Here is a 22,971-nt window from a genome sequence, read left to right as displayed (position 1 = left end):
GCCGGATGAATGGGTTCGGCAGGGTGGTATTGAGGAATGGTTTGAGTGACTGAGAGTGATACGAAGAGTTTGCTTGGGGTGAGCCTTCCCCAGCTGGCGTTGCGGGCGACGAGTGGCGAGATGGTGGATGTTTCGGCGTTGCCCGGCATTACTGTTATCTATGCGTATCCGAGAACAAGTCCTCCTGATGAGGGACCAATCGAAGGGTGGGATCTGATACCGGGCGCGCGCGGATGCACGCCTCAGTCCTGTGCGTTTCGGGATCACTTCAGTGAGCTGAAGGATGCTGGTGCGCAAGCGGTGTTCGGGCTTTCGACTCAATCAACTGTGTTTCAGAGAGAAGCGGCCGAGCGTTTGCATCTGCCGTTTGCTCTTCTTTCTGATGAAGATCTGGCCCTGACCAAGGCGATGGAGCTGCCGACCTTTGAAGCGGGTGGCATGGTTCTGCTTAAACGGCTGACCATGATCCTTAAAGATGGGGTGGTTGAGCACATCATGTATCCGGTGAGCGATCCGGCGAAAAATGCTGAAGATGTGATTGCTTATCTGAAGCAGGCTGAGTGATAAACCCCGCCGGATGCACCAATCCGGCGGGGTGTTTTGTTTATGCGGCTTCGGTTGCCTCCTCCGGGTAGGCCTCTTTGATGCGGTTGGCGTAGGCGACAAGGTTGGGGAACTGCTCGACGGTTTTTCTCCAGCCCGAGAATGGCAGATTGGAGAGAGCACAGAGGATCTGGGCACCAACGGCGGCATCAGCAAAGCACGGGCGATCGCCGAGCAGGTATGGCTTGTCACCGAGCTGGGTAGAGATGGCTTGCAGATCTGCACGGCCCAGTGCGAGGCGCTCTTCCCATGTGTGCTGGCCGTAGCCGTGGTTGTTGACTTTGGTGATGACGCTTTTGCGGGACTCGTTCGCAAGGGCGCTGCGCATTTCCGGTGGCAGAATGCCGAAGAACTGATCTTCGATGACAGCGAAGTTCTCATCCGGCAGCCAGCGGGTGCAGACGGTCACGAAGTAAAGAGAATGCTCTGCCATGCGCATGAAAGCGTGGGCGACAGCCAGCTCTGCCTCAGAATAACCGCCTGAGAAATCAGCGTTATAGTTGATCACCAAATGCCGTCTGATGAACTCGGAATCAGCAATAAGTTCCTCCTGATCCTTCATCACGGGCAGCTTGCCTTTTGGCGCGGTCTGTAGTGCTGCCGGGCCTTCCAGAACGTCATAGGATAGACCTGCCATTGCGAGCAGGATATCTACCTTCAGGCAAAATGGGCTTGCACTGACACCGTCGAGTTTAGCGCTGAATTTGTGATGTGTGAGCATTTGCTTTCTCCGCTTGTGTTTGCTGGGGGATTGGTAGCAAGGTGCTCCTGACAGCATGGTGTCAGGAGTGTTTGGCTTCTGACAAATTTCTGGAGGATTTCATGCGCAGGGCAGATCGGTTGCTGCAGATCGTGCAGTTGCTGCGGCGTCATCGGGGGCCGGTGACCGGGGATGTGATGGCAGAGGAACTAGAGGTTTCTGTGCGCACGCTCTATCGCGATATCGTCAGCCTGCAATCAACCGGAGTGCCGATCCGCGGAGAAGCGGGTGTCGGCTATGTGCTGGATGAGGGCTATGATCTGCCGCCGCTGATGTTCAACAGTGATGAGCTGGAAGCGGTGATGATGGGTCTGCGCCATGTGCAGGTGCGTGGGGATGAGCAGCTTATCCGCACGGCCAGTGACGTGATTGCCAAGATCGCAGCGGTGCTTTCTCCAGAAGCGCGGGATGAGTTTATTGAAGCACCGCTGTATGCGCCGGACTTTGGGGTGGAGCCTATTCCCACAGCGCGTATTGAACTGAAGGATGTTCGGCAGGCCATTCGCGGGCAGAACAAGTTGCGGCTTACTTACGAAGATGCGCAGGGGGAGATGAGTGAGCGACTCATATGGCCGTTGAGCCTGACGTTCTTTGCGCAGTCTCGAATGATCGTGGCGTGGTGTGAGCTGCGCAAGGACTTCCGGGCCTTCCGGACAGACCGTGTCACCCACATGGAGGTGCTGGAAGACCGCTACCGCGAAAACCGTGTCACCCTACGTGATCGCTGGTGGAAGCTGGAACTGGCACGACGGGAGAAAGAGGCGGCGGAGAAGGCTGCGAAAGAAGGCTTGCCTGTTGCAACGAGTTAGTGTGAGCCCTATCAATACTATATGTATTTTTTCATTCTCACTCTACTCGTCGTATCCTTGATTTCAGCCGGAATTTCAGAGGGAATTTTTCTTCGGTTCAAAGCTGACGACTACTTTGAAAATAGGCAATCCGCACACATCTTTCATTTTCTAGTTGCAATGCTAGCTGGATTTGCTGCGATGTATTATGCGTTATGGGATTACCATCAGGCTGCTGCTGATGAGCCACGAGCTTTCCAATACCTAGGGTACATCGTCAGTCTACCTACCGGCATTTTGGCGTATGCCGTTTGCAACCTCTTCTATGAGTTCTTCCGGTATGTGAGAGGAGCGTGAATATGTGCTGAGATATGCACCTTAAGGTTGTGTTTGGCCGTTTTGTAAGTGAGAATGATTGCGTTTTGAAATTGCTTTTTTGAACGCGTGCGAGACTCGCTTTGCATTATATGATCTGGGACAGTCTTCTTTTGCTCGTTACCGCCTTCGCTTTCACGGGGTTTGCTGAGCTGCTTATTATTGGGCGTAATGCTGAGGGATACTTCCGGTTTAATAAACTGGCGCGCGTGCTGTTGTTTGCTGGTGCGATGGCCGTATCGTTTGCGACGACGCTTTGGGTGCTACTCAGTTATGGCTTCGCTGATCCCGTTATGTACAGGGCAAATGGATACATGGCATTTGTTGCAGTTGTTTCCAGCTCGTTTCTCTCATACTTGGCGCTCTATCTGATCTATAAGTTTGTCGAAGATATCTTCAACTAAACAGCGACTTATCAGAGGTATTCAGCACTCATTGCTTCCTTGATTTTTCTGAGTATCTTCAGCTGCTCGTCGTGGGGTGGGCTGGGTCTATCCTGAAAAGTAAGGTCCTCATTGAGGATGTAGCGGCGGGAGGTGATGTCGGTTTTCTCAAACATCGGGACCAGATGTGCGTGGGCGTGGGGGATGTCTCCGCCGGTGAAGAGGAACGCTACTCTTTCTACTCCCGTGATTTGCTTAAGTGCTTTGGCAAGGCGTTGGCCGAGTTCCATGATGTTGGTCGCAAGTTCGAGCGGCAGGTCATCAAAGTAGTCGTAATGCTCCAGTGGGATGATCTGAGTATGACCGGGACGGATTGGGCCATTGTCGAGAAAGGCCATGATCTTGTCATCGCGGTAGACCTCAAAAACGCGATAATGCTTCTGAGCTATTTTGCAAAACGAGCAATCCGTTTGTTCGGTCATCCTTACTCCGCTACCACTGCTGTGCCGTGAGAAACTGTGTCTCCGGGGAACTGGATCACGGTGTCGTTCTGGGTCAGGCCGGAGTGGACTTCGGCCATGTCTTGATTGAAGGCACCGATTGTGAGGAGTTGGAGGTGGGCTTTGCCGTCGACGACTTTGAAGGTGGCCCAGTCGTTACCTTCCCGGAAGAGTGCTGTCATGGGAATGCGCAGGACGTTTTGTCCGTGCCAGGTTTCGATGGCGGCGCGCAAGTGGAAGCCGTGGCCGAGTTCCAGTGCTGGGGTGTCCAGATCCAGAATAGCGTTGACGCGCTGCTCTTCGATGCCAAGGGCTGAGACCTTGGTGAAGCCAGCCGGATCAATGCGGCGGACGGTTGCCTTCAGCGTGTTGCCGCCCCAGTCGACCAGCGTTGCTTTTGCCCCTTCAGCGATTTTCACGGCCTCGGTGGAGAGCAGGTCCACGACCACTTCGATATCCGCAGGATCACCCAGTTCCATCAGGAGTGCGCCGGACTGGATGGTTTGCTCGCTTTCAACGGCCAGATTGAGGACTACACCATTGATCGGGGAGATCATGCGCACGGCCAGTTCCTCTGAGCGTTCAGGATCCTGAGCAATGTGCGGTTCGATCAGACGGGCTTTAGCGCTTGCAAGGTCGCTATTGCGTTGGGCGATCTGAGCTTCTGCGCTTTGGATTTTGGCGGCTTTCAGAGTGACGTCAATTTCCACGCGCTCCAGCTGAGCATCTGAGATGGTTTTAGAGCGGTTGAGGCGCTGGGCGCGGATGAGCTCTGACTTGGCCAATTTGTGCTCTGCCTTGGCGGAGGCGAGCTGAGCTTCTGCCAGTGTGATGGCGGCTTTGGCGGTTTCAACACCGGCCAGTGCTTCTGCCTTGGTGCGGGCATTCATGAACGGGGTGGTGAGCGGGTTGATGGTGGCAACGGTGGTTTCACCACGGGATACCTTATCGCCAACTTCCAGCAGGGAACGATCCACCCGTCCAGCGATTGGGGCGGAGATTTTGTAGATCTCCTTCACGCGGGTTTTGCCGTCTTCTTCCACGGTAACCACCAGATCGCCGCGGGTGACCTTAGCGGTTTCAACGGAGATTGGCTTTTCCTGCAAGGCCCAGCCGAAGAGGAGGAGAACGACCAGAGCGATAGCGATGTAAGCGCCTCGTTTGACGTATTTACCGTTCATTCCTATTCCCTCGTTTTTAAGGTTTTGATGAGATCAAGTTTGCCCACACGGCGGCGCACGATGAGTGCGCAGGCCAATGCGGCTGTGAGAATGACAAAGCTGGCGATGGCGTAGGTGCTTGGCAGCACCACAAGCGGTACGCGGAAGAGATCGCTGGCGAAGCCCTGTATCATGCCCGCTGCCATGCCGTAGCCGATGAGCCAGCCCATGGGCTGAGCCAGAAGGACGATCATTGCCATTTCCACCAGAATGACATGGAAGACTTCCTGTTTGGAGAAGCCAATAACGCGGAGGCTGGCGAGCTCGCGGCCCCGCTCGGACAGCTGAATGCGGGCGGCGTTGTAGACCACGCCAAAGGCCACGATGACGGCGATGGTGATGTAGGCCACCAGCATGGAGGTGAAGCTCTGATCCATGAGCTCGCGGAATTTCTCGCGGGAGAGCATCTGCATGGCGATGCCGCCAAGGCCCGGCGTTTCCTTCACGGCGTCGTAAAGGTCATCCAGCCGCGTGCGGTCAATGTTGATGGCCAGATCAGAGATGCGTGGACCTGTTGGGACGAGGGCGTTCAGTGCGTCAATGTGCATGGAGGCGGAGATGCCCATGTAGCTGGTGACGGTGCCGGACACGCGAACCTGACGTTCAACGGAGTTGTGCTTGGTAAGCTCTACGGTGACCATCTCCCCCGGCTTAACGCCCAGCTGGTTGGCGAGATGGGTTGGCAGCATGAGGCCCGTGCGGGGCATCTGGATAGCACGTTCATCAAGGTCCAGAATGCGAGAGAGGTTGGCGTTGGTTGGGCGGCCTGTGATGGCGACGCGCTTTTCCTTTGGACCGAAGCGCAGGATGACGGGTTCTTGTCTATAGGCTTCTGCAGTGAGCACGCCGGGCAGGCGCAGGATATCATCGAGCACACTGGGGGCTTTGTCGTCGGCGAGTGTCAGGCGGGCATCTGCGGTTTCTGCTTTGTTGAAAGCCACGTTGATCATGTGGTCCATGGAGTTGGTCAGGAACAATGCAGAGACGAGCAGGGCCAATGAGAAGGAGACGCCAAGGCTGGTGAGCAGGCTGCGCACCGGATTGTGCATGAGATGGCGCAGGCCCATGGTGCTGAGCTGGGATAGGATGCGTACACGTCTGGACTTGAGTGAGAGGAAACTGCGAAACCGCGGTGGTGCTGGTGGGCGCATAGCCACAGCAGGCGGCAGGCGCGCGGCCTTCATGATGGAGGAGAACGCGCCACCCAGAGCTGCGGCCAGTGAGATGACGGCTGCGATGAGATACAGATCCGGGCTTTCATCGAAGACGAGGAATGGGAACGAGAAGTACTGCGCATACATCTGTGTCATCAGGCGGCCCATGTAGTTGCCTGCAATGGAGCCTATGCCGACGCCGAGGAAAGCAACGATGGAAACCAGTTTGGCGTAGTGACCGGCAACGGACCATGAAGAGTATCCGCAGGCTTTCAGCAGTCCGATCTGTTCCCGTTCCAGAGCGATCAGGCGAGACAGGATCATGTTGACCAGAAAAGCGGAGACCAACAGGAATATGGGAGGGAGCACCTTCGCCATGGCAGAGAGCTGGGTGAGTTCTGCATCCAGAAACGCGTGAGATTGCTGGTCTTTGCGTTTGTATGCGCCGGTGCCGCCATAGGGTTTCAGAAGGCGATCGAGCTTTTCCAGAACGCAAGGTGTGCAGGCCCCTCTGAGCAGTCTCAGGGAGATGTCGTTGGCGGCGTTCTTCATGTCGAACAGGCCTTCCATGGCGGATTGGGCCATGAAGAAGACAGCGAAGCGGCGGTCATCGGGAACCAGATCTCCCGGGCCTAGGGCGTAGATGAACTCAGGCGAGAGGATGATGCCGGTGATTTCGAGGTTAAGCTTTTTGCCGTTCAGGGTGGCGCTGAATGTGTCTCCGGGGGTGAGGCCGTGTGCTTTGGCGAAGCGTGAGTCGAGCGCGACCTCGTTGGTGCGGGAGCCTTCCGGCAAGCGGCCAGCTCTCAGATAGAGGCGGTTGACGGCTGGCTTTCTGCCGGAGGGCAGGGAAAGGGCGATACCGGCAGCGGGTTCTGCCATCTGCGGGATGTCGAGAATGGCGGAGCGAACGATGCGCATTTCAACGGCTGCTACACCATCAATGGCGGCGATGCGGTCTTTCAGGTGGTCCGGTGCGCGGACGGCTTGCGCAAAGATGTGGCCGAAGCGGTATTGATCGTAATAGGTTTTCTGGGTTTCGCTGAGAGAACGGTAGGCTCCCTGGGCGAGGATCAGCGTCATCACTCCGCAGGCCATGACCAAAGCAATCGCGAGGACTTGTGCCCACAGGCGTTTCAAGTCGCGGATGACTTTCCGGTCAAGGACAGGCAGAGCTACCATGCAACCTCCGAGGGCTGCTTTGGGGTCTCATTTTCGTGCGTGCTCTCAATGGCGCCGTCTTTGAAGACGTAGACACGGTTTGCCATTTGCTGGATGGCCGTGTTGTGCGTGATGATGGCCGTTGTGGTGCCGAGCTCTTTGTTGATGCGCTGCAACGCTTCCAGCACCAATGTGCCGGTTTTGGTATCGAGCGCGCCGGTGGGCTCATCACAGAGCAGGACTTCCGGTCGCTTGGCGATGGCACGGGCGATGGCAACACGCTGCTGTTCACCGCCGGACATTTCTGCTGGGAAGTGGGAGGAGCGTTTGCCTAGGCCGACCAGTTCCAACGCCTCCTGCGGGTCTATCGGGTTCTTGGCGATCTCGGTTGTCAGCGCCACGTTTTCCCATGCGTTGAGGCTGGGAATGAGGTTGTAGAACTGGAAGACGAAGCCAACGTAGTCGCGTCGGTAGCGGGTCAGCTCGCTCTCGCTGAAGTCGGTGAGGTTCTTGCCCATGAAGGAGACTGTGCCGGAGGTGGCATTGTCCAGCCCGCCGAGAATGTTCAGGAAGGTGGATTTGCCGGAGCCGGATGGTCCGAGCAGCACAACCATTTCGCCTTCAAAGAGTGTCATGGAGACACCGCGAAGTGCGTGCACCTCAACCTCGTTGGTGACATAGGTTTTGGTGGTGTTTTCAGCGATGAATACTGGCGTTGGCATAGGGGCCCCAACCTGAATGTGCAGCTACATTACACTATAGCCTCAAACTCAAGTTGTATGGCAATGATCCCACTCAAGGAATTGAGTAAATTCCCTAGGTCAGCTGCCGTTGCGTGGCGGAGCGCCTACAGATTTGCGGAAAATCAGTTCAGGGTGCCAGAGGCATTGCAGCTCTTTAATGTCTGCGCCTTTGAGGTAGTTCATCGCCATGATTGCGATCTCGCGGCCTGCATCGCGCAGCGGTGAGCGAGTGACCGTCAGTGGCGGGTCCATATCCGCTGCTTGTGCAAGTGGTACGTTATCATCGTGCGCAACAATGGAGACTTCTGAGCCGATCTTGATGCCAAGTTCATTGCAGGCTCTGTAAGCACCTTTTGCCATGACCACGCTTGAGCAGAGCAGGGCGGTTGGGCGATCTTCCAGCTGCAGGATCTCCATGGCGAAGGTGTAGCCGTTCTCCTCAGACATGGCGCCAGCGCGCACGTAGTCGGGGTTTGGAGTAACGCCTCGTTCCTTCAGTGCATCCTGCCAGCCATTGAAGCGGTCAATGGCGTAGACGCGGTTAGGATGACCGTTGAGGATTGCGATCTTGTCGTGGCCCATCTCCAGCAGCATCTTTGCTGGCTCATGGAAGACGCCATAGTTGTCGATGTCGATGTAGGAATAGCTGTCGCAAGTGGCGGTTCGGCCATGCACGATGAATGGCATGTTGAGGTCTTGCAGAAGACGGATGCGCTCTTCGCTGAGGTCCACGTTGGACAGGATCACCAGATCGACGGTGCCTTTTTCTGCAAAGCGGCGGTAGACGTCCACTTCCTCGCTCTGAGAGGAGGAGATCATGATGTCGTAGTCCAGCTCGGATGCCTTTTCCGAAAGACCTGTCAGAAACTCGATGAAGTGTGGATCGAGGAACATGTTCATGTCAGTTGGGAAGGCGATGCCGATGACGCTGGAGCGGCCTGTTGCCAGACGGCGCGCGTTGACATTGGGACGATAGCCATAGGTCTTCGCTGCTTCAGCTACCCGGTTTCGGGTGGCAAGCGACACATCAGAATACCCGTTGAGGGCTCTGCTGACTGTGGTTTGTGAAAGACCGAGATGATTGGCTAACGTCTTAAGATTCATAATTATTCAATGGCTCAAACTTGCTATGCGCCGCGTTTATAGCCCCTTTTTCTCCCGCATGCTTGTGAGAAATGTAGACCATAAACTTCAGGAAAATCCAGTGAGACCTTTGTCTTTTCCAAAGCGCTTTGGGTCCGATGCCGGAGTCAGTGGAAAACTGATATTTTTCAGAGATGCAGTAAAATACCACATATGGGGTGCTCTAAACTTAGGAGAATTCAGCTATTTTGCAAGTGTTGCATCGCAAAATTGGGCCTTTGGCGGGCAGGGTCACAAATGTTCCTACGGATTTTTACTATTGACTTAGACCGGTGAGTAAACTTTGCTGGTCTCAAAGCGCTTTGGGAATCTTTCAATAGATTGCCAGTGTTTGGGGAGCCCTTCGCTCTGGAGGGTTAATTACTGGCCGGACAACGATTGGGAATTCGTTGAATGAGGGCCAAGGACGAAACAGGGAGGCGTCCCATTATGGGTATCCGTCGTACATTATTAGGTTCTGCTGTTGCACTTGCTGGTATGGCTGGCGTTGCGGGTTATGCAATGGCTGCTGAAGTTACTGTTGTTTGCGGCAGTGTTGGGCAGGGCGCTAAGCTTTGTAAGGGCGCAGCAACTGAGTGGGCCAAGGAAACCGGCAACACCGTCAAGTTCTTCGCTGCACCTGCATCTTCTACCGAGCAGCTGGCTCTTTACCAGCAGATCCTGAGCTCTGGTTCCTCCGATATCGACGTCTTCCAGATTGACGTTATCTGGCCTGGTATTCTTGGAAGTCACCTGATCGATCTGAAGCCATACTCCAATGGCGCAGAAGACATGCACTTCCAGCCAATCGTTGCGAACAACACCTACAAAGGCAAGCTGGTTGCTATGCCTTGGTATACCGACGCTGGCCTGCTGTTCTACCGCAAAGACCTGCTTGAAAAGCACGGCGAAAAAGCTCCTGAAACCTGGGGTGATCTGACCGCGACTGCGAAGAAAATCCAGGATGCTGAACGCGCAGCTGGCAACGACAAAATGTGGGGCTTCGTTTATCAGGCGAAGGCTTACGAAGGTCTGACCTGTGACGCTCTTGAGTGGGTTGACAGCTTCGGCGGTGGCGATGTTGTAAATGCAGACGGCGACATCACCATCAACAACGAAAAAGCTGCAAAAGCTCTTAAACTGGCAGCTAGCTGGACCGGTTCAATCGCACCTGCTGGTGTTCTTTCCTATCAGGAAGAAGATGCACGCGGTGTGTTCCAGTCCGGTAATGCGGTGTTCATGCGTAACTGGCCTTATGCATGGTCTCTTGGTCAGGCTGATGACTCCCCGATCAAAGACAAAATCGGTGTGATGGCTCTGCCTAAAGGTGGGGAAGACGGAAAGCAGACCGGTACTCTTGGTGGCTGGCAGCTTGCTGTTTCCAAGTACTCCAAAGCGCCTGAAGCAGCTGCAAGTCTCGTTATGCACCTGACCAGCAAAAAGAGCCAGAAGCAGCGCGCTATCGAAGGTTCTTACAACCCAACCATTGCTGATCTGTACACCGATGCAGACGTGCTGGCAGCAAGCCCATTCATGGGTCAGCTGAAAGACACCTTCACCAACGCCGTGGCACGTCCATCCCGTGCAACTGGCTCTAACTACAATAAAGTTTCCAACGCATTCTACAATGCAGTGCATGATGTGCTTTCCGGTAAAACCGAAGCAGAAGCATCCCTTGCGAAACTTGAAAAGAACCTGAAACGCATCAAGCGTAAAGGCTGGTAAGTCTCCTCCCTAGACTTGCGATCTGTGTTGCGGCCTCCCGATGGCCGCAACACTGAACCGAGCTCCGGGGTGGTTCCTTGGAGTTTCCCTGAAATAAAGAAACCAAGGATCAGAGGATGACCCTTGCTCTGCAGCAGGATGGTACTGCCACACGTAAGGCAAAACGCTCTAATCTGAGTTCTGCCAGATTACGCGCCGCGTGGCTTTTTCTCGCCCCCATGATGATCGCATTGGCCGCTGTTGCAGGCTGGCCGTTGCTCCGCACCATCTGGTTGGGTTTTACCGACGCAAACCTTATAGATCTCAGTGAATCCCAGTTCATCGGCTTTGAGAACTATCTCGCCTTTTATGATGGGGAAGCCTATGGCGTTCTTGTTGATGCCGAGTGGTGGAATGCGGTTTGGAATACACTCTGGTTCTCTGTCATTTCTGTTGGTCTTGAAACCCTGTTCGGGCTCATCATTGCGCTGATCCTGAATGCGGAATTCAAGGGACGCGGCCTTGTGCGTGCTGCTGTTCTGATCCCATGGGCGATCCCGACAATTGTTTCCGCCAAGATGTGGGGCTGGATGCTTCACGACCAGTTTGGCGTGATCAACGAAATTCTCCTCGGTGTTGGCATTCTGTCTGAGCCTGTTGCCTGGACCGCTGATCCTTCCACCGCGATGTGGGCTGTGATCATGGTGGATGTGTGGAAGACCACACCATTCATGGCACTGCTGACCCTTGCTGCGCTGCAGATGTTGCCCGGCGATATCTATGAAGCAGCCCGCGTGGACGGCATCAATCCGATCCGCGTGTTCTTCAAAGTGACGTTGCCGCTGATCCGTCCAGCGATCATTGTTGCGGTGATTTTCCGCAGTCTTGATGCGCTGCGTGTGTTTGATTTGATTTATGTTCTGACGTCTAACTCCACCTCGACCATGTCCATGTCTGTCTATGCAAGGCAGCAACTGGTGGACTTCCAGGAGGTTGGCTATGGTTCCGCAGCTGCAACGCTGCTGTTCATTGTGATTGCCTTGTTGACGACCATTACTGTGGTGGCAGGCGGATTGAAATCCGGTGAAGGAGATCAGGCATGAACCGTCAAATTAAAACCTTTGTGTTCTATGCGCTGGTTGTCGGAGTTGTTCTCTTCTCTGTCTTTCCGTTCTACTACGCGATCATAACCAGTTTCAGAAGCGGGCAGGAGCTGTTCAATCCGTCTGTGTTCCCGACCAGCTTCAGTATTGGCAACTACTTCTCGATCTTTAAAGAGCAGCCGTTTGGTTTGAACATTCTGAACTCGGTGATCGTGGCGACATCCGTTGTGATCTTGTCGCTGATCATTGCGGTGACAGCATCTTATGCGCTGGCACGCATCCACTTCCGTGGTCGTGGCCTGCTGCTGATGACTATTCTGTCTGTCTCCATGTTCCCGCAGGTGGCAATCCTTTCCGGCATGTACGAGCTGATCCGCTCCATGGGGCTTTATAACTCCCTGCCGGGTCTGATTATTCCAAACACCGTGCTGACGCTGCCGTTTACCGTGTGGGTGCTGACCACCTTCATGAAGGAGCTGCCAAAGGAACTGGAAGAGGCTGCTGTTGTTGATGGTGCTTCTCCGCTGACCATTGTGCGCCGGATCTTCCTGCCGCTGATGTGGCCAGCCATGGTGACCACCGGTCTGCTTGCTTTCATCGGTGCGTGGAACGAGTTCCTGTTCGCGCTCACCTTTACTCTATCCAACGAAGTTCGCACCGTGCCAGTGGCGATTGCCCTGATGTCCGGCGCAACTGAATACGAGCTGCCATGGGGCAACATCATGGCTGCTTCTGTACTAGTGACCGTTCCGATCGTGGTCTTAGTGCTGGTGTTTCAACGAAAAATCGTCGCTGGTCTTACTGCTGGTGCGGTTAAAGGATAACTGGAATGAACCTCTCTACCCCAATAAACGAAAACACAAGCCATCGAGTTCTGGCGAACGATCCGGATTGGTGGCGGGGCGCAGTCATTTATCAAATCTATCCGCGCTCCTTCGCTGATAGCAACGGTGATGGCATTGGTGACCTTCCAGGAATTACCGAGAAGCTGGATTACATCTCTGATCTTGGTGCCGATGCGATCTGGATTTCGCCTTTCATGAAGTCGCCGATGGATGATTTTGGCTATGACGTTTCTGATTATGAAGACGTTGATCCAATGTTCGGCTCTCTGGACGACTTTAAAGAGCTGATTGCCAAAGCGCATGGCAAGGGCATTCGTGTGCTGATCGATCTGGTGATCTCGCACACCTCTGATCAGCATGAGTGGTTTGTTGAAAGCCGGAGCAATAAGACCAACAGCAAGTCTGACTGGTATGTGTGGGCTGATCCGAAGGCTGATGGGTCTCCGCCAAACAACTGGTTGTCCATCTTTGGTGGTTCTGCTTGGCAGTGGGATAGCCGTCGTTGTCAGTACTACCTGCACAACTTCCTGCGCTCCCAGCCGGACCTAAACTTCCATTGCGAAGAAGTGCAGCAGGCTGTTCTGGATGCAGCGCGCTTCTGGCTGAAGCTGGGTGTTGACGGGTTCCGTCTTGATACTGTGAACTTCTACGTTCACGACAAGCAACTGCGTGACAACCCTCCTTATCCGGATCCAGATAGCCTTGCGGATGTGACCGGTGTGAACCCTTATGCGTTCCAGGATCACAAGTTCGATAAGTCTCAGCCTGAGAACCTGAAGTTCCTTGAGCGTCTGCGTGAGGTGATGAATGAGTTCCCGAACACCACCACAGTTGGTGAGATCGGTGCGGGGCACGAAGCCAGCGAGATCATGAAGCAGTACACCTCAGGTGATGGTCGTCTGCACATGGCTTACAGCTTCGATCTGCTTTCCAATACGCCAACCGCGAAGTACGTGCGTGAGCGTGTGACCAATCTGCAGAACATCGTGACTGAGGGCTGGCCTAGCTGGGCGATGTCCAACCACGATGTGAAGCGTATGGGCTCTCGTTTGCCAGAGGATGTTGATCCTCAGGTGGCAACTCCGGCTCTGCTGGCTCTGAGTGCTTCACTGCGTGGTAGCCCTTGCATCTATCAGGGTGAGGAGCTTGGCTTCAACGAGGCTGATGTTGCTTTTGAAGATCTTCAGGATCCGTATGGCATTGAGTTCTGGCCTGAGTATAAGGGGCGTGATGGTTGTCGTACGCCCATTGCCTGGTCCAAGGACGGTGGTTTCACCACTGGCAAGCCTTGGCTGCCAATGGCGCAGGATCATCTGGATCACAGTGCTGAAGCTCAGGTGGGCGATGAGGCTTCTCCAATGCGCCGGACTGCGAAGTACCTGCATTGGCGCAAGGACCAAAAGGTTCTGCAGAAGGGCTCTCTGGACTTTGTTGATCTGGGTGAAGATGTGCTGGCATTTGAGCGTGAGCATGATGGAGAGAAAGTGCTCTGCGTCTTCAACCTGACAAATGATGATATGCGTGTTGCTCTGGGAGCTTACAGCTCTGCTGCGTTGCTGGAGGGGCATGGATTTAGTGCGGAAATGGACGGCGAGGCACTCAACCTGCCTGCATGGCAAGTGGCTTACTTGCAAATCTCAAAGAACTAAGCTGAGGGCAACACCATGGCAGATGTAACACTTAAGGGTATCGTCAAGGACTTCGGGTCAACCCGCATCATCCACGGCGTTGATTTGCAGATCAAAGATCGTGAACTGATCGTGTTTGTCGGACCATCCGGCTGCGGTAAGTCGACTTTGCTGCGCCTGATTGCCGGGCTTGAAGATATCACTGATGGTGAAATGTTCATTGATGGAGACCTGGTGAACCAGCGCACTCCTAAGGAACGCAAGATTGCCATGGTGTTCCAGAGCTATGCTCTTTATCCGCACATGAGTGTTTATGAGAATATGGCGTTTGGCCTTGAGCTCTCCAAGCATTCTAAAGAGGATATCAAAGAGAAGGTGATGGAGGCAGCTCGTATTCTTGAGCTGACTCCGTTGCTGGAACGTAAGCCAAAGCAGTTGTCCGGTGGTCAACGTCAGCGTGTGGCGATTGGCCGTGCGATTGTTCGTAACCCGAAGGTCTTCCTGTTCGACGAGCCTCTGTCCAACCTTGATGCGGCGCTGCGTGTGCAGATGCGTATCGAGATTGCCAAGCTGCATCAGGACATGGATGCCACCATGGTGTACGTGACACACGATCAGGTGGAAGCAATGACGCTTGCTGATCGGATTGTGGTGCTGAATGCGGGCCGCATTGAGCAGGTTGGTAGCCCGCTAGAGCTGTATCACCGTCCACGCAACAAGTTCGTGGCTGGCTTCATCGGATCGCCAAAGATGAATTTCATTGAGGCTCAGGTGACAGGTGTTGCTGAAGATGGTGTTGAGCTGTCTGTTGTTGGCTCCGCGCCGGTGAAAGTTGCTGTTGACCCGTCCTGTGTTGCTGTCGGCGATAAGGTGGAGTTCGGCATTCGTCCTGAGCATATGGTGAGTGGCGGCGAAGGCGAGCTGACCGGTAAGGTGGAAGTCATCGAAGAGCTTGGTGAGAGCCACTTCTTGCATGTGCGCCTGACGGATGGTTCTCTGGTGACCGTTCAGGGTAAGGGTGATGCGCAGGCGAAGGCTGGCGAGAGCTGTCAAGTGAAGCTGGAATGCGGTCATTCGCACGTGTTTGGCGGTGACGGATTCGCGATTTCCAAATTGGGGACGTTAGGTCAGCAAGAAAAGGTCGCAACTCTTGAGAGTGTTTGATAAATAAAATTTCTCACAGGCTCAGTCCAATTTGGCATTTTGTTCCAGTGCCGCACCTTGTGTGCGGCACTTGTCGTTTGAGGAGTCGCCAGCGCATCCTTAAAACGATTAAATAGCTGATTTTTTTAGGCTGAATCAGGTCTGATCATACCAATTGACTACTCCGTTAGGGGAGGTTGGATTACTGGCAGAAACCGCAAGGTTAGTCTTTCAGGATCAAGCGAAGATTGAGCTCCTGCATGGTATTCTTGGGCTGAGCTCAACCAAGGGTACTTGTTCCCTTTCCTAAAAAATGAAAGAATTTAATCAGTGATTGCACTTATGCGCGATTACAATTCTTTTTGCCTTTGCCAGTCCAACGATGCGAAGGCCTTTTATAAATAGGGGAGCATTTTTAAATGCAATTTAAGCGTAGTCTTCTCTCGCTCGCGCTTGCTGCAAGCGTGGCGATGCCAATTTCCGGCGCTATCATCACTGAGGCAGGTGCTGCAACACCACCTAACATGCTCATCATTGCTGGCCGTATCGACGACCTCATCTCTCTTGACCCGCAAGAGATGTTTGAGTTCTCCGGCACAGACATGGCGAACAACATCTACGACAAGCTGGTTATGCTGGACCCATCCGACCTTTCTAAAGGTTATGGCCCAGGTCTGGCTGAGAGCTGGGAGATCTCCGAGGATGGCAAGACCTTTACCTTCAAAATGCGTGAAGGCATCAAGTTCCACTCCGGCAACCCTGTAACTGCAAAGGACGCTGAGTTCAGTATCCGCCGTGCAGTTGCTCTGAAAAAGACACCTTCCTTCATTCTTACTCAGTTCGGTTTCACCGCTGAGAACATGAATGACACCATCAAGGCTGTTGATGCGAAAACCTTCCAGATCACCACAGACAAGAAGTACGCTCCTTCTTTCGTACTGAACTGCTTCACCGCTGCAATCGCTTCCATCGTTGACTCCGAGCTGGTTAAGTCCAACGAAGTTGACGGTGACTGGGGTAACGGCTGGCTGAAAACCAACTCTGCTGGTTCTGGCGCATTCAAGCTGCAGAACTGGAAGCCAAATGAGTCTTACTCTCTGACAGCTGTTCCAGGCTACTGGCGTGGTGAAGTTGCGATGAAGCGCGTTATCGTGCGTCACGTGATGGAATCTGCTTCTCAGCGTCTGATGCTGGAAAAAGGCGACGTTGATATTGCTCGTCATCTGTCTCCAGAAGACATTGCATCCATCTCCACCAACGAAGACCTCAAGGTTGAGGACACTCTTCGCGGTCGTCTGATGTACATCTCCTTCAACCAGAAAGATAAGGCTCTGTCCCATCCGAAGGTTGCGGAAGCTCTGAAGTACCTGGTTGACTATAAAGGTATGACCGGATCCTTCCTGAAAGGTCAGTACACCATTCAGCAGGCGTTCCTGCCACAGACCTACATGGGTGAGTTAAAAGACACTCCTTACTCCCTGAACGTTGAAAAAGCGAAAGCTCTGCTGGATGAAGCTGGTTATGCTGATGGCTTCGACGTTGAGTTCATCGTTCGTAATGCAACAGAGCGTCTCGAAATTGCTCAGAGCTTGCAGAACACCTTCGGTCAGGCTGGCATCAACGCGAAGATCTCAACCGGTACTGGTAAGCAGATCCTCGGTCGTTACCGTGCTCGTGACTTCCAGATCTACGTAGGTGCATGGGGTCCGGACTATCCAGATCCACACACAAACGCTGACACCTTCGCGAACAACCCTGACAACCGCGATGAAGCAAAACTGACAGGTAAACTGGCATGGCGTAACGCTTATCCAGCAAAAGACCTGACTGTTCTGACTGATCTGGCTGTGCAGGAAAGTGACCGTGAGAAGCGTGCTCGCATGTACGTTGAAGCTCAGAAGACCTTCCAGAAAGAAGCTCCATTTGCAGTTATGTTCCAGAAAATCGAACAGAACTCCATGCGTGCAAACGTATCTGGCTTCAATCCGGGTGGCGCGATCACAAGCGTATTCTACTGGCCTGTTAAAAAATAAGATTGGCTGATACAAAATGAGCATCGCTGACTCTACAGCGACTGTGGCGCGGCGAGGGACTTCCTCGCCGCTCTACAAAATTTTGAAAGGTTTGATCGCTGGCCTTTTCTCCATCACCCTCACCATGGTGGGGCTGCTTTTCGTAACCTTTATCATTGCGCGCGTTATGCCCGTCGATCCGGTTCTTGCGGTTGTCGGTGAGCGTGCTTCCCAAGAAATTTATGAGGCAGCCTACAAGGCCATGGGTCTCGACCAGCCACTGATTGTGCAGTTCTGGCTGTTCCTGAAACAGGTGGCTATGGGTGACTTCGGGATGTCGACGCTGACAGCGCGGCCCGTAGTTGAAGATGTTGCCCGTGTATTCCCGGCAACCCTTGAGCTTGCAACCCTGGCGACGATTGCCGGTGTGGGCCTAGGTGTGCCGATGGGTGTGATTGCAGCTGTGAATGAAGGCCGGTGGCCTGACCAGCTGATCCGCCTTGTTGGATTGTTTGGCTACTCCATGCCGATCTTCTGGTTCGGTCTGATGGGCCTGCTGATTTTCTACGGCATTCTGGGTTGGGTTGGTGGCCCAGGCCGTATTGATATCTACTATGAAGATATTGTTCCTGTCGTTTCAGGGATGATCCTGATTGATAGCCTGCTTGCCGGTGAGATCGAGATCTTCTGGAATGCGGTGAGCCACATCATCCTGCCTGCCAGCATTCTTGGCTATTATTCCATCGCCTACATTTCACGCATGACTCGGTCTTTCATGCTTGAGCAGTTCTCTCAGGAGTACATTACAACTGCGCGCGTGAAGGGTGTTTCTGAGACTGCTGTGATCTGGCGTCATGCTTTGCCGAACGTGATGATACCGCTGATTACCGTTATTGCGCTTTCCTATGCGAACCTGCTGGAAGGGTCTGTGCTGACTGAGATCATCTTCTCCTGGCCGGGGCTGGGCAACTACATCACCAACGCTCTGCTTTCTGCGGATATGAACGCGGTTCTGGGTGGAACGGTTGTGGTTGGTGCGATCTTTGTTGGTCTCAACCTCTTCTCTGACTTTATGTACAAAGTGGTGGATCCGAGGGCACGATGACAACAGCACCTGTAAAATCAAACGTGCCTGAGAAGACTGGTTTGAAGGCATGGCTCACCTCTGATGCACCTGAATCGCGCGGTCATGCGCGTGCTGTGCAGCTGTATCTGGGGTGGCTGAAACTCTACGAAAACAAACTCGCTTTCCTTGGCTTCCTGATCATTCTTGGTCTGGTGCTGATGGCTGTCTTCGCGCCGCTGCTGGCGACCGCTGAGCCGAATGCACAGGATTTGAGTAAGCGCCTGCTGTCACCGGGGACAGATGGGTATCTGCTAGGTACGGATGAACTGGGTCGTGACATTTACAGCCGGCTTGTTTATGGCTCCCGTATCACTCTCTTGATTGTAGGCATTGTTGCCTTCACCGCACCGGTCTTCGGTTTGCTGATTGGTACAGTGGCTGGTTATCTGGGTGGTTGGGTTGATCAGGTGCTGATGCGCTTGGTGGACATCTTCCTTGCCTTCCCACGCCTTGTTTTGGCGTTGGCGTTTGTTGCTGCGATTGGCGCAGGTATTGAGAGTGCCATTATCGCGATCAGCCTGACAGCCTGGCCTCCTTACGCCCGTATTGCACGTGCTGAAACTCTGACCATTCGTAATGCGGACTACATCAGTGCTGTGCGCTTGCAGGGTGCGGGTGTCATGCACATCATCGTTGGTCATGTGTGGCCGCTGTGTTTGTCCTCCATCATCGTGCGTGTGACACTGGATATGGCTGGGATCATTCTGACGGCTGCTGGTCTTGGCTTCCTTGGTCTTGGTGCTCAACCGCCAGAGCCAGAGTGGGGTGCGATGATCTCTGCTGGCCGTAAGTTTGTTCTGGACCAGTGGTGGGTTGCTGCCATGCCGGGTATGGCGATCTTTATCGTGTCTTTGGGCTTCAACCTGCTGGGTGATGGTCTGCGCGATATTCTTGATCCGAAGAAAAGCCAGAGCTGAGGGAGAGGGCCATGAGTGATACGCTTTTAAGCGTTGAGGACCTTTGGGTTCGCTTCCCAACCCGCAATGGTACCGTTGATGCTGTGCGGGGAATTTCATTCTCTGTCGGGCGTGAGCGCGTTGGCATTGTGGGTGAGAGTGGTTCTGGTAAATCCATGACCGGCCGCAGTATTCTGCGTCTCATCCGTTCTCCGGGGCAGATGGAAGCCAAGTCCATCCTGTTCAATGGTGAGAACCTGCTGGACTATTCTGAGAAGCAGATGCGCAAGATCCGTGGACACCAGATCTCCATGGTGATGCAGGACCCGAAGTTCTCGCTGAACCCGGTTCACACCGTTGGTAAGCAGATTTGTGAGGCTTTGCGCCTTCACACCAAGGCGTCTCGCCGTGAAGCTCGTCAGGGTGCGTTGGAGATGCTGGAAGCGGTGCAGATCCGCAATCCCGAGCGTGTGTTTGACAGCTACCCGCATGAGCTTTCAGGCGGAATGGGCCAGCGTGTGATGATCGCGATGATGCTGATCACCGATCCCAAACTGCTGATTGCTGATGAACCGACTTCTGCATTGGATGTGACCGTTCAGATGAAGGTGCTGGCGATTATGGACAAGCTGGTGCAGGAGCGCGGTATGGGGCTGATCTTTATCAGTCACGACCTGAACCTTGTCTCGTCTTTCTGTGACCGCATCATCATCATGTATGCAGGCCGTATTGTTGAGACCTGTAAGGCCAGTGAGCTGCATAAAGCAACGCATCCTTATACTCGTGGGTTGCTGAACGCTTTGCCGCGCATTGAGGAGCCTAAGGGACGTCTTGAAGCGCTGCAGCGTCAGGGCAGTTGGAAGCAGGAGGCCAGTGTCGATGCAAGGGTCTGATAGTGCTGTGATGGAACGTAAGCCATGGGTTGCGGAAGCAACGAATGATGCGCGCCTCGAAATCAAGAATCTCAATGTTTACTTCGGTGATGGCCCGGATCGCTTTCAGGCCGTCAAGAATGTGAGCCTCAAGGTTCAGCAGGGCGGTAGCTTCGGTATCGTTGGTGAATCTGGCTCAGGTAAATCAACTGTTCTGCGCGCTGTGTGCGGACTGGTTGAGAGCTGGGATGGTGAGATCGATATTGATGGAGCCCCTGTCTCTCACAAGCGTGACAAGGCCTTTGCGCGTAAGATTCAGATGGTGTTTCAGGATCCTTACGCATCGCTACATCCGCGTCATACGGTTGATCGAGTTTTGTCAGAACCACTGAAATTACATGGGTTTGATGATATTGATGGCCGTGTGCTTCGTGCGTTGGATGACGTGGGGCTGGGCGCTGATTTCCGCTTCCGTTATCCGCATCAGCTTTCTGGTGGTCAGCGGCAACGTGTGGCGGTTGCACGGGCTTTGATGCTGGAGCCGGAGATCTTGTTGTTGGATGAACCAACCTCAGCGTTGGACGTGTCCGTGCAGGCAGAGATCCTGAACCTGTTCGCGGATCTACGCAAAGAGCATAACCTGACTTATGTGATGGTGACGCACGACTTGGCTGTTGTGGCTCATATGTGTGATGAGATCGCGGTTATGCAGCATGGTGAAGTGGTTGAGGTGATGGATGTTGAGGCTATGCGCCAATCCAAACCAGAGACTGCGTACACTCAGGAACTGCTGAAGGCCTCTATGGGATATGATGCTGAGTTCTTTGGAGACAGCTGATCTGCCAATGAGTTAGATGACTTTCGAAAGCCCTGCCATCTTGGTGGGGCTTTTGTTGTTCTGGGGCAGGAACTCTACTAGGATCGCCTTATTGCTTTTGAGATTATGAGCTGCGGAGCCGCAGATGAAATACTTTTATGGTGTTCTTTGTATTTTGGGATTTCTGCTGCCCTACGGGGCATTTATGCCATGGCTGCTTGAAAATGGCCCGGATCTGTCACTGCTTTTAGCAGAGGCTTTTTTCAGGTGAGATTTCTGCATTTGCCTGGCTGGATGTTGTGGTTTCTGCTGTGGTTTTGACCGGCTTCATCTTTGCCGAAGGGCAACGACTTGGAATGAAGTTTCTTTGGCTGCCGATTCTTTCCGTGTTCACCGTTGGTGTGTCACTCGGCCTGCCATTGTTCTTGCTGCTGCGGGAATTACACGTTGAAAAAACATCGAAAACAGGTGCGGTTAGCGGAAAAAACGTAGCGCGTATATGATAGTTGGAACTCATGTGCAGAAAATAGACTACGCCAATGAGTTCACTGTGAATTTCTTAATGTTTTCTGCTATAAACAAGCCGCTTAATCCTACGAGTTCATGAGCTGAAACACTCGCAGATTAGCTTGGGTGTTTCTAATTTATCTACGGTGTCTTCTTTGAGAAGTCTTGACGAAAATCTTATTTCGCATATTCCTCCGTTCCGAAAGCTGGAACGCGTTGATATTAGAGAGATTTTGGACGCAGCAACGCCAAAGCGTTTCAGTGCGGGTCAAGCTATCTTTGAAGAGCATGAGCCAGCAGAGCGGTTCTTTCTGCTTCTCGATGGCCATGTGCGGGTTATTCGTACCACGGCAGCTGGTGATCAGGTGATTGCACGCCACATCGTCAGCGGCGAGCTGATGGGCATTGCGCCTGCAATCGGGCGCACTACTTACCCTGCAAGTGCTGTCGCTATTGATGATTGTCTTGTGCTGTTCTGGCCTACGAACCTCTGGCAGACGTTTGTAGCGAAGTATGATGGCTTTGCCACGGAGACCTACAAAACCGTCGGTGAGCGCATCTCAGAGGCCAACAACCACATTCTGGAGCTGGCGACCCAGCAGGTTGAGCAGCGTGTTGCACGTGCGCTTCTGCGTCTGGCTATTCAAAGCCATCGTGACACGGAAGAGGGTATGGAAATCGATTTTCCGCTTACCCGTCAAAATATCTCCGAGATGACAGGCACAACTCTCTACACCGTGAGTCGTTTGCTAAGTGCTTGGGAGAAGCAGGGAATTGTAACCAGCGGTCGTAAAAAGGTTGTTGTGACAGACCTCGGCAAGCTGAAGACTCTGGCTGATTTGGACCCTATGGGTGACTCCTAAGCCGGGTAGGGTACTCACGCGTGTGGTACTAGGCATAAGTACCAGTATTCTCGATTTTGTATCTAATTGTTTTATTTGAATTATTTCTTACATATCCGGTAATTACCGAATAGGTTGTTCTAGCACAAACTTCGCCACTGGCGTCAATTTTATCATCTTCGGGACCGTAACCACGATAGGATTCCGTAGATGTCAGAATTCCTTACAAAATCGCGGGCACGAAATATTTTTTATGGGGGATCCTTATTCTTCATAGGCATATTTGCCGTGCTCTCAATCGACAGCCACCTTTACGTCGTGAATGAATCGACTGCTAAGGCTCCGCTTACGGACGAAGTCGTCCTTGGTAAGCACGTTTGGGAAAAGCATTCTTGCATCAACTGTCACACACTGCATGGTGAAGGTGCTTACTTCGCACCGGAAGTTGGCAACGTGATGACACGTTGGGGTGTTCTGGATGATCCAGATGATGCTGCTGAAACTCTTGGCTCATGGATGGAATCTCAACCTAGCGGCATCGAAGGGCGTCGTCAGATGCCATACTTCAAGCTGACAGAAGAAGAAGTCCGCGGCCTCTCAGAATTCTTGCGTTGGGCTGACAAGACCAACACGCAAGACTGGCCACCGAACGACGCTGGTTAAGGGG

Annotated in this window: 23 protein-coding genes; 17 read left to right on the top strand and 6 right to left on the bottom strand. The window is 53.4% G+C overall.

Annotated features, from left to right (window positions below):
- Positions 1-45 precede the first annotated feature (45 nt).
- Positions 46-564 carry a peroxiredoxin gene (locus tag PSE_RS22215; RefSeq protein WP_014286855.1) on the top strand — a complete coding sequence of 173 codons (519 nt, stop codon included), beginning with the start codon at positions 46-48 and terminating at the stop codon, positions 562-564.
- 40 nt (positions 565-604) lie between these two features.
- On the opposite strand, the gene PSE_RS22210 is transcribed toward PSE_RS22215, so the two are convergent.
- Entirely contained in the window at positions 605-1,324 is a 720-nt protein-coding gene (locus PSE_RS22210; protein ID WP_014286854.1) for a glutathione S-transferase family protein, read from the bottom strand.
- Between the two features lie 101 nt (positions 1,325-1,425).
- On the opposite strand from PSE_RS22210, the gene PSE_RS22205 reads away from it, so the two are divergent.
- Positions 1,426-2,172 carry a YafY family protein gene (locus tag PSE_RS22205; RefSeq protein ID WP_193384379.1) on the top strand — a complete coding sequence of 249 codons (747 nt, stop codon included), beginning with the start codon at positions 1,426-1,428 and terminating at the stop codon, positions 2,170-2,172.
- Positions 2,173-2,618: 446 nt separating this feature from the next.
- Entirely contained in the window at positions 2,619-2,930 is a 312-nt protein-coding gene (locus PSE_RS22195) for a hypothetical protein (RefSeq protein WP_014286852.1), read from the top strand.
- Between the two features lie 11 nt (positions 2,931-2,941).
- Here the strand turns inward: PSE_RS22195 and PSE_RS22190 are convergent, their stop codons facing one another.
- The 5 genes from PSE_RS22190 to PSE_RS22170 form a co-directional block, all read right to left on the bottom strand.
- Positions 2,942-3,391: an HIT family protein gene (locus PSE_RS22190; protein WP_041768756.1), complete on the bottom strand. Its 450-nt coding sequence runs from the start codon at positions 3,389-3,391 to the stop codon at positions 2,942-2,944.
- A gap of 2 nt (positions 3,392-3,393) precedes the next feature.
- Entirely contained in the window at positions 3,394-4,590 is a 1,197-nt protein-coding gene (locus PSE_RS22185; RefSeq protein ID WP_014286849.1) for an efflux RND transporter periplasmic adaptor subunit, read from the bottom strand.
- A gap of 2 nt (positions 4,591-4,592) precedes the next feature.
- The gene (locus PSE_RS22180; protein WP_014286848.1) at positions 4,593-6,965 is read right to left on the bottom strand and encodes an ABC transporter permease; all 2,373 of its coding nucleotides are present in this window, start codon (positions 6,963-6,965) and stop codon (positions 4,593-4,595) included.
- Positions 6,959-7,666: an ABC transporter ATP-binding protein gene (locus PSE_RS22175; RefSeq protein ID WP_014286847.1), complete on the bottom strand. Its 708-nt coding sequence runs from the start codon at positions 7,664-7,666 to the stop codon at positions 6,959-6,961. The genes PSE_RS22180 and PSE_RS22175 overlap by 7 nt, the downstream gene beginning before the upstream one ends.
- 99 nt (positions 7,667-7,765) lie before the next feature.
- Positions 7,766-8,791 carry a substrate-binding domain-containing protein gene (locus PSE_RS22170; protein WP_014286846.1) on the bottom strand — a complete coding sequence of 342 codons (1,026 nt, stop codon included), beginning with the start codon at positions 8,789-8,791 and terminating at the stop codon, positions 7,766-7,768.
- A 468-nt stretch (positions 8,792-9,259) separates the two neighbouring features.
- Here PSE_RS22170 and PSE_RS22165 point away from each other — a divergent pair, with 468 nt between their 5' ends.
- From PSE_RS22165 to PSE_RS22105, 14 genes are all read left to right on the top strand, one after another.
- The gene (locus PSE_RS22165) at positions 9,260-10,534 is read left to right on the top strand and encodes an ABC transporter substrate-binding protein (RefSeq protein WP_008552837.1); all 1,275 of its coding nucleotides are present in this window, start codon (positions 9,260-9,262) and stop codon (positions 10,532-10,534) included.
- Positions 10,535-10,650: 116 nt separating this feature from the next.
- A complete protein-coding gene (locus tag PSE_RS22160) occupies positions 10,651-11,616 on the top strand; it encodes a carbohydrate ABC transporter permease (RefSeq protein WP_008552909.1) in 966 nt (321 codons plus the stop codon).
- Positions 11,613-12,440, top strand: coding sequence for a carbohydrate ABC transporter permease (locus PSE_RS22155; RefSeq protein WP_008552832.1), 828 nt, complete (start codon positions 11,613-11,615; stop codon positions 12,438-12,440). Before PSE_RS22160 ends, PSE_RS22155 begins: the two co-directional genes overlap by 4 nt.
- Before the next feature lie 5 nt (positions 12,441-12,445).
- A complete protein-coding gene (locus tag PSE_RS22150; protein WP_014286845.1) occupies positions 12,446-14,110 on the top strand; it encodes an alpha-glucosidase family protein in 1,665 nt (554 codons plus the stop codon).
- Between the two features lie 15 nt (positions 14,111-14,125).
- Positions 14,126-15,253, top strand: coding sequence for an ABC transporter ATP-binding protein (locus PSE_RS22145; RefSeq protein ID WP_014286844.1), 1,128 nt, complete (start codon positions 14,126-14,128; stop codon positions 15,251-15,253).
- Positions 15,254-15,651: 398 nt separating this feature from the next.
- A complete protein-coding gene (locus PSE_RS22140; RefSeq protein ID WP_014286843.1) occupies positions 15,652-17,265 on the top strand; it encodes an ABC transporter substrate-binding protein in 1,614 nt (537 codons plus the stop codon).
- A 16-nt stretch (positions 17,266-17,281) separates the two neighbouring features.
- On the top strand, positions 17,282-18,349 hold the full coding sequence (locus PSE_RS22135; RefSeq protein WP_008552824.1) for an ABC transporter permease: 1,068 nt from the start codon (positions 17,282-17,284) through the stop codon (positions 18,347-18,349).
- Positions 18,346-19,287 carry an ABC transporter permease gene (locus tag PSE_RS22130; protein ID WP_008552852.1) on the top strand — a complete coding sequence of 314 codons (942 nt, stop codon included), beginning with the start codon at positions 18,346-18,348 and terminating at the stop codon, positions 19,285-19,287. The genes PSE_RS22135 and PSE_RS22130 overlap by 4 nt, the downstream gene beginning before the upstream one ends.
- Before the next feature lie 11 nt (positions 19,288-19,298).
- On the top strand, positions 19,299-20,159 hold the full coding sequence (locus PSE_RS22125) for an ABC transporter ATP-binding protein (protein ID WP_014286842.1): 861 nt from the start codon (positions 19,299-19,301) through the stop codon (positions 20,157-20,159).
- Positions 20,146-20,976 (top strand): ABC transporter ATP-binding protein, encoded by an 831-nt coding sequence (locus PSE_RS22120; RefSeq protein ID WP_008552918.1) that lies wholly within the window; start codon positions 20,146-20,148, stop codon positions 20,974-20,976. The genes PSE_RS22125 and PSE_RS22120 overlap by 14 nt, the downstream gene beginning before the upstream one ends.
- A 124-nt stretch (positions 20,977-21,100) precedes the next feature.
- Positions 21,101-21,226 carry a DUF2834 domain-containing protein gene (locus PSE_RS27585; RefSeq protein WP_014286841.1) on the top strand — a complete coding sequence of 42 codons (126 nt, stop codon included), beginning with the start codon at positions 21,101-21,103 and terminating at the stop codon, positions 21,224-21,226.
- Between the two features lie 28 nt (positions 21,227-21,254).
- Positions 21,255-21,458 carry a DUF2834 domain-containing protein gene (locus PSE_RS27580; protein WP_014286840.1) on the top strand — a complete coding sequence of 68 codons (204 nt, stop codon included), beginning with the start codon at positions 21,255-21,257 and terminating at the stop codon, positions 21,456-21,458.
- A gap of 150 nt (positions 21,459-21,608) precedes the next feature.
- Positions 21,609-22,325 carry a Crp/Fnr family transcriptional regulator gene (locus tag PSE_RS22110; RefSeq protein ID WP_008552895.1) on the top strand — a complete coding sequence of 239 codons (717 nt, stop codon included), beginning with the start codon at positions 21,609-21,611 and terminating at the stop codon, positions 22,323-22,325.
- Positions 22,326-22,514: 189 nt separating this feature from the next.
- Entirely contained in the window at positions 22,515-22,967 is a 453-nt protein-coding gene (locus PSE_RS22105) for a cytochrome c (RefSeq protein ID WP_037038179.1), read from the top strand.
- The last annotated feature ends 4 nt before the right edge of the window (positions 22,968-22,971 follow it).

This window comes from Pseudovibrio sp. FO-BEG1 (genome assembly GCF_000236645.1).
Classification (GTDB): Bacteria; Pseudomonadota; Alphaproteobacteria; order Rhizobiales; family Stappiaceae; genus Pseudovibrio.
Note: the sequence above shows the minus strand (reverse complement) of the source record. Positions and strands in the feature narration are given on the sequence as shown.

What these genes read in the sequence shown, in the direction of transcription:
- PSE_RS22210 (WP_014286854.1), bottom strand. Translation starts at nt 1,324, where the DNA reads ATGCTCACACATCACAAATTCAGCGCTAAACTCGACGGTGTCAGTGCA.
- PSE_RS22205 (WP_193384379.1), top strand. Translation starts at nt 1,426, where the DNA reads ATGCGCAGGGCAGATCGGTTGCTGCAGATCGTGCAGTTGCTGCGGCGT.
- PSE_RS22195 (WP_014286852.1), top strand. Translation starts at nt 2,619, where the DNA reads ATGATCTGGGACAGTCTTCTTTTGCTCGTTACCGCCTTCGCTTTCACG.
- PSE_RS22190 (WP_041768756.1), bottom strand. Translation starts at nt 3,391, where the DNA reads ATGACCGAACAAACGGATTGCTCGTTTTGCAAAATAGCTCAGAAGCAT.
- PSE_RS22185 (WP_014286849.1), bottom strand. Translation starts at nt 4,590, where the DNA reads ATGAACGGTAAATACGTCAAACGAGGCGCTTACATCGCTATCGCTCTG.
- PSE_RS22180 (WP_014286848.1), bottom strand. Translation starts at nt 6,965, where the DNA reads ATGGTAGCTCTGCCTGTCCTTGACCGGAAAGTCATCCGCGACTTGAAA.
- PSE_RS22175 (WP_014286847.1), bottom strand. Translation starts at nt 7,666, where the DNA reads ATGCCAACGCCAGTATTCATCGCTGAAAACACCACCAAAACCTATGTC.
- PSE_RS22170 (WP_014286846.1), bottom strand. Translation starts at nt 8,791, where the DNA reads ATGAATCTTAAGACGTTAGCCAATCATCTCGGTCTTTCACAAACCACA.
- PSE_RS22165 (WP_008552837.1), top strand. Translation starts at nt 9,260, where the DNA reads ATGGGTATCCGTCGTACATTATTAGGTTCTGCTGTTGCACTTGCTGGT.
- PSE_RS22160 (WP_008552909.1), top strand. Translation starts at nt 10,651, where the DNA reads ATGACCCTTGCTCTGCAGCAGGATGGTACTGCCACACGTAAGGCAAAA.
- PSE_RS22155 (WP_008552832.1), top strand. Translation starts at nt 11,613, where the DNA reads ATGAACCGTCAAATTAAAACCTTTGTGTTCTATGCGCTGGTTGTCGGA.
- PSE_RS22150 (WP_014286845.1), top strand. Translation starts at nt 12,446, where the DNA reads ATGAACCTCTCTACCCCAATAAACGAAAACACAAGCCATCGAGTTCTG.
- PSE_RS22145 (WP_014286844.1), top strand. Translation starts at nt 14,126, where the DNA reads ATGGCAGATGTAACACTTAAGGGTATCGTCAAGGACTTCGGGTCAACC.
- PSE_RS22140 (WP_014286843.1), top strand. Translation starts at nt 15,652, where the DNA reads ATGCAATTTAAGCGTAGTCTTCTCTCGCTCGCGCTTGCTGCAAGCGTG.
- PSE_RS22135 (WP_008552824.1), top strand. Translation starts at nt 17,282, where the DNA reads ATGAGCATCGCTGACTCTACAGCGACTGTGGCGCGGCGAGGGACTTCC.
- PSE_RS22130 (WP_008552852.1), top strand. Translation starts at nt 18,346, where the DNA reads ATGACAACAGCACCTGTAAAATCAAACGTGCCTGAGAAGACTGGTTTG.
- PSE_RS22125 (WP_014286842.1), top strand. Translation starts at nt 19,299, where the DNA reads ATGAGTGATACGCTTTTAAGCGTTGAGGACCTTTGGGTTCGCTTCCCA.
- PSE_RS22120 (WP_008552918.1), top strand. Translation starts at nt 20,146, where the DNA reads ATGCAAGGGTCTGATAGTGCTGTGATGGAACGTAAGCCATGGGTTGCG.
- PSE_RS27585 (WP_014286841.1), top strand. Translation starts at nt 21,101, where the DNA reads ATGAAATACTTTTATGGTGTTCTTTGTATTTTGGGATTTCTGCTGCCC.
- PSE_RS22105 (WP_037038179.1), top strand. Translation starts at nt 22,515, where the DNA reads ATGTCAGAATTCCTTACAAAATCGCGGGCACGAAATATTTTTTATGGG.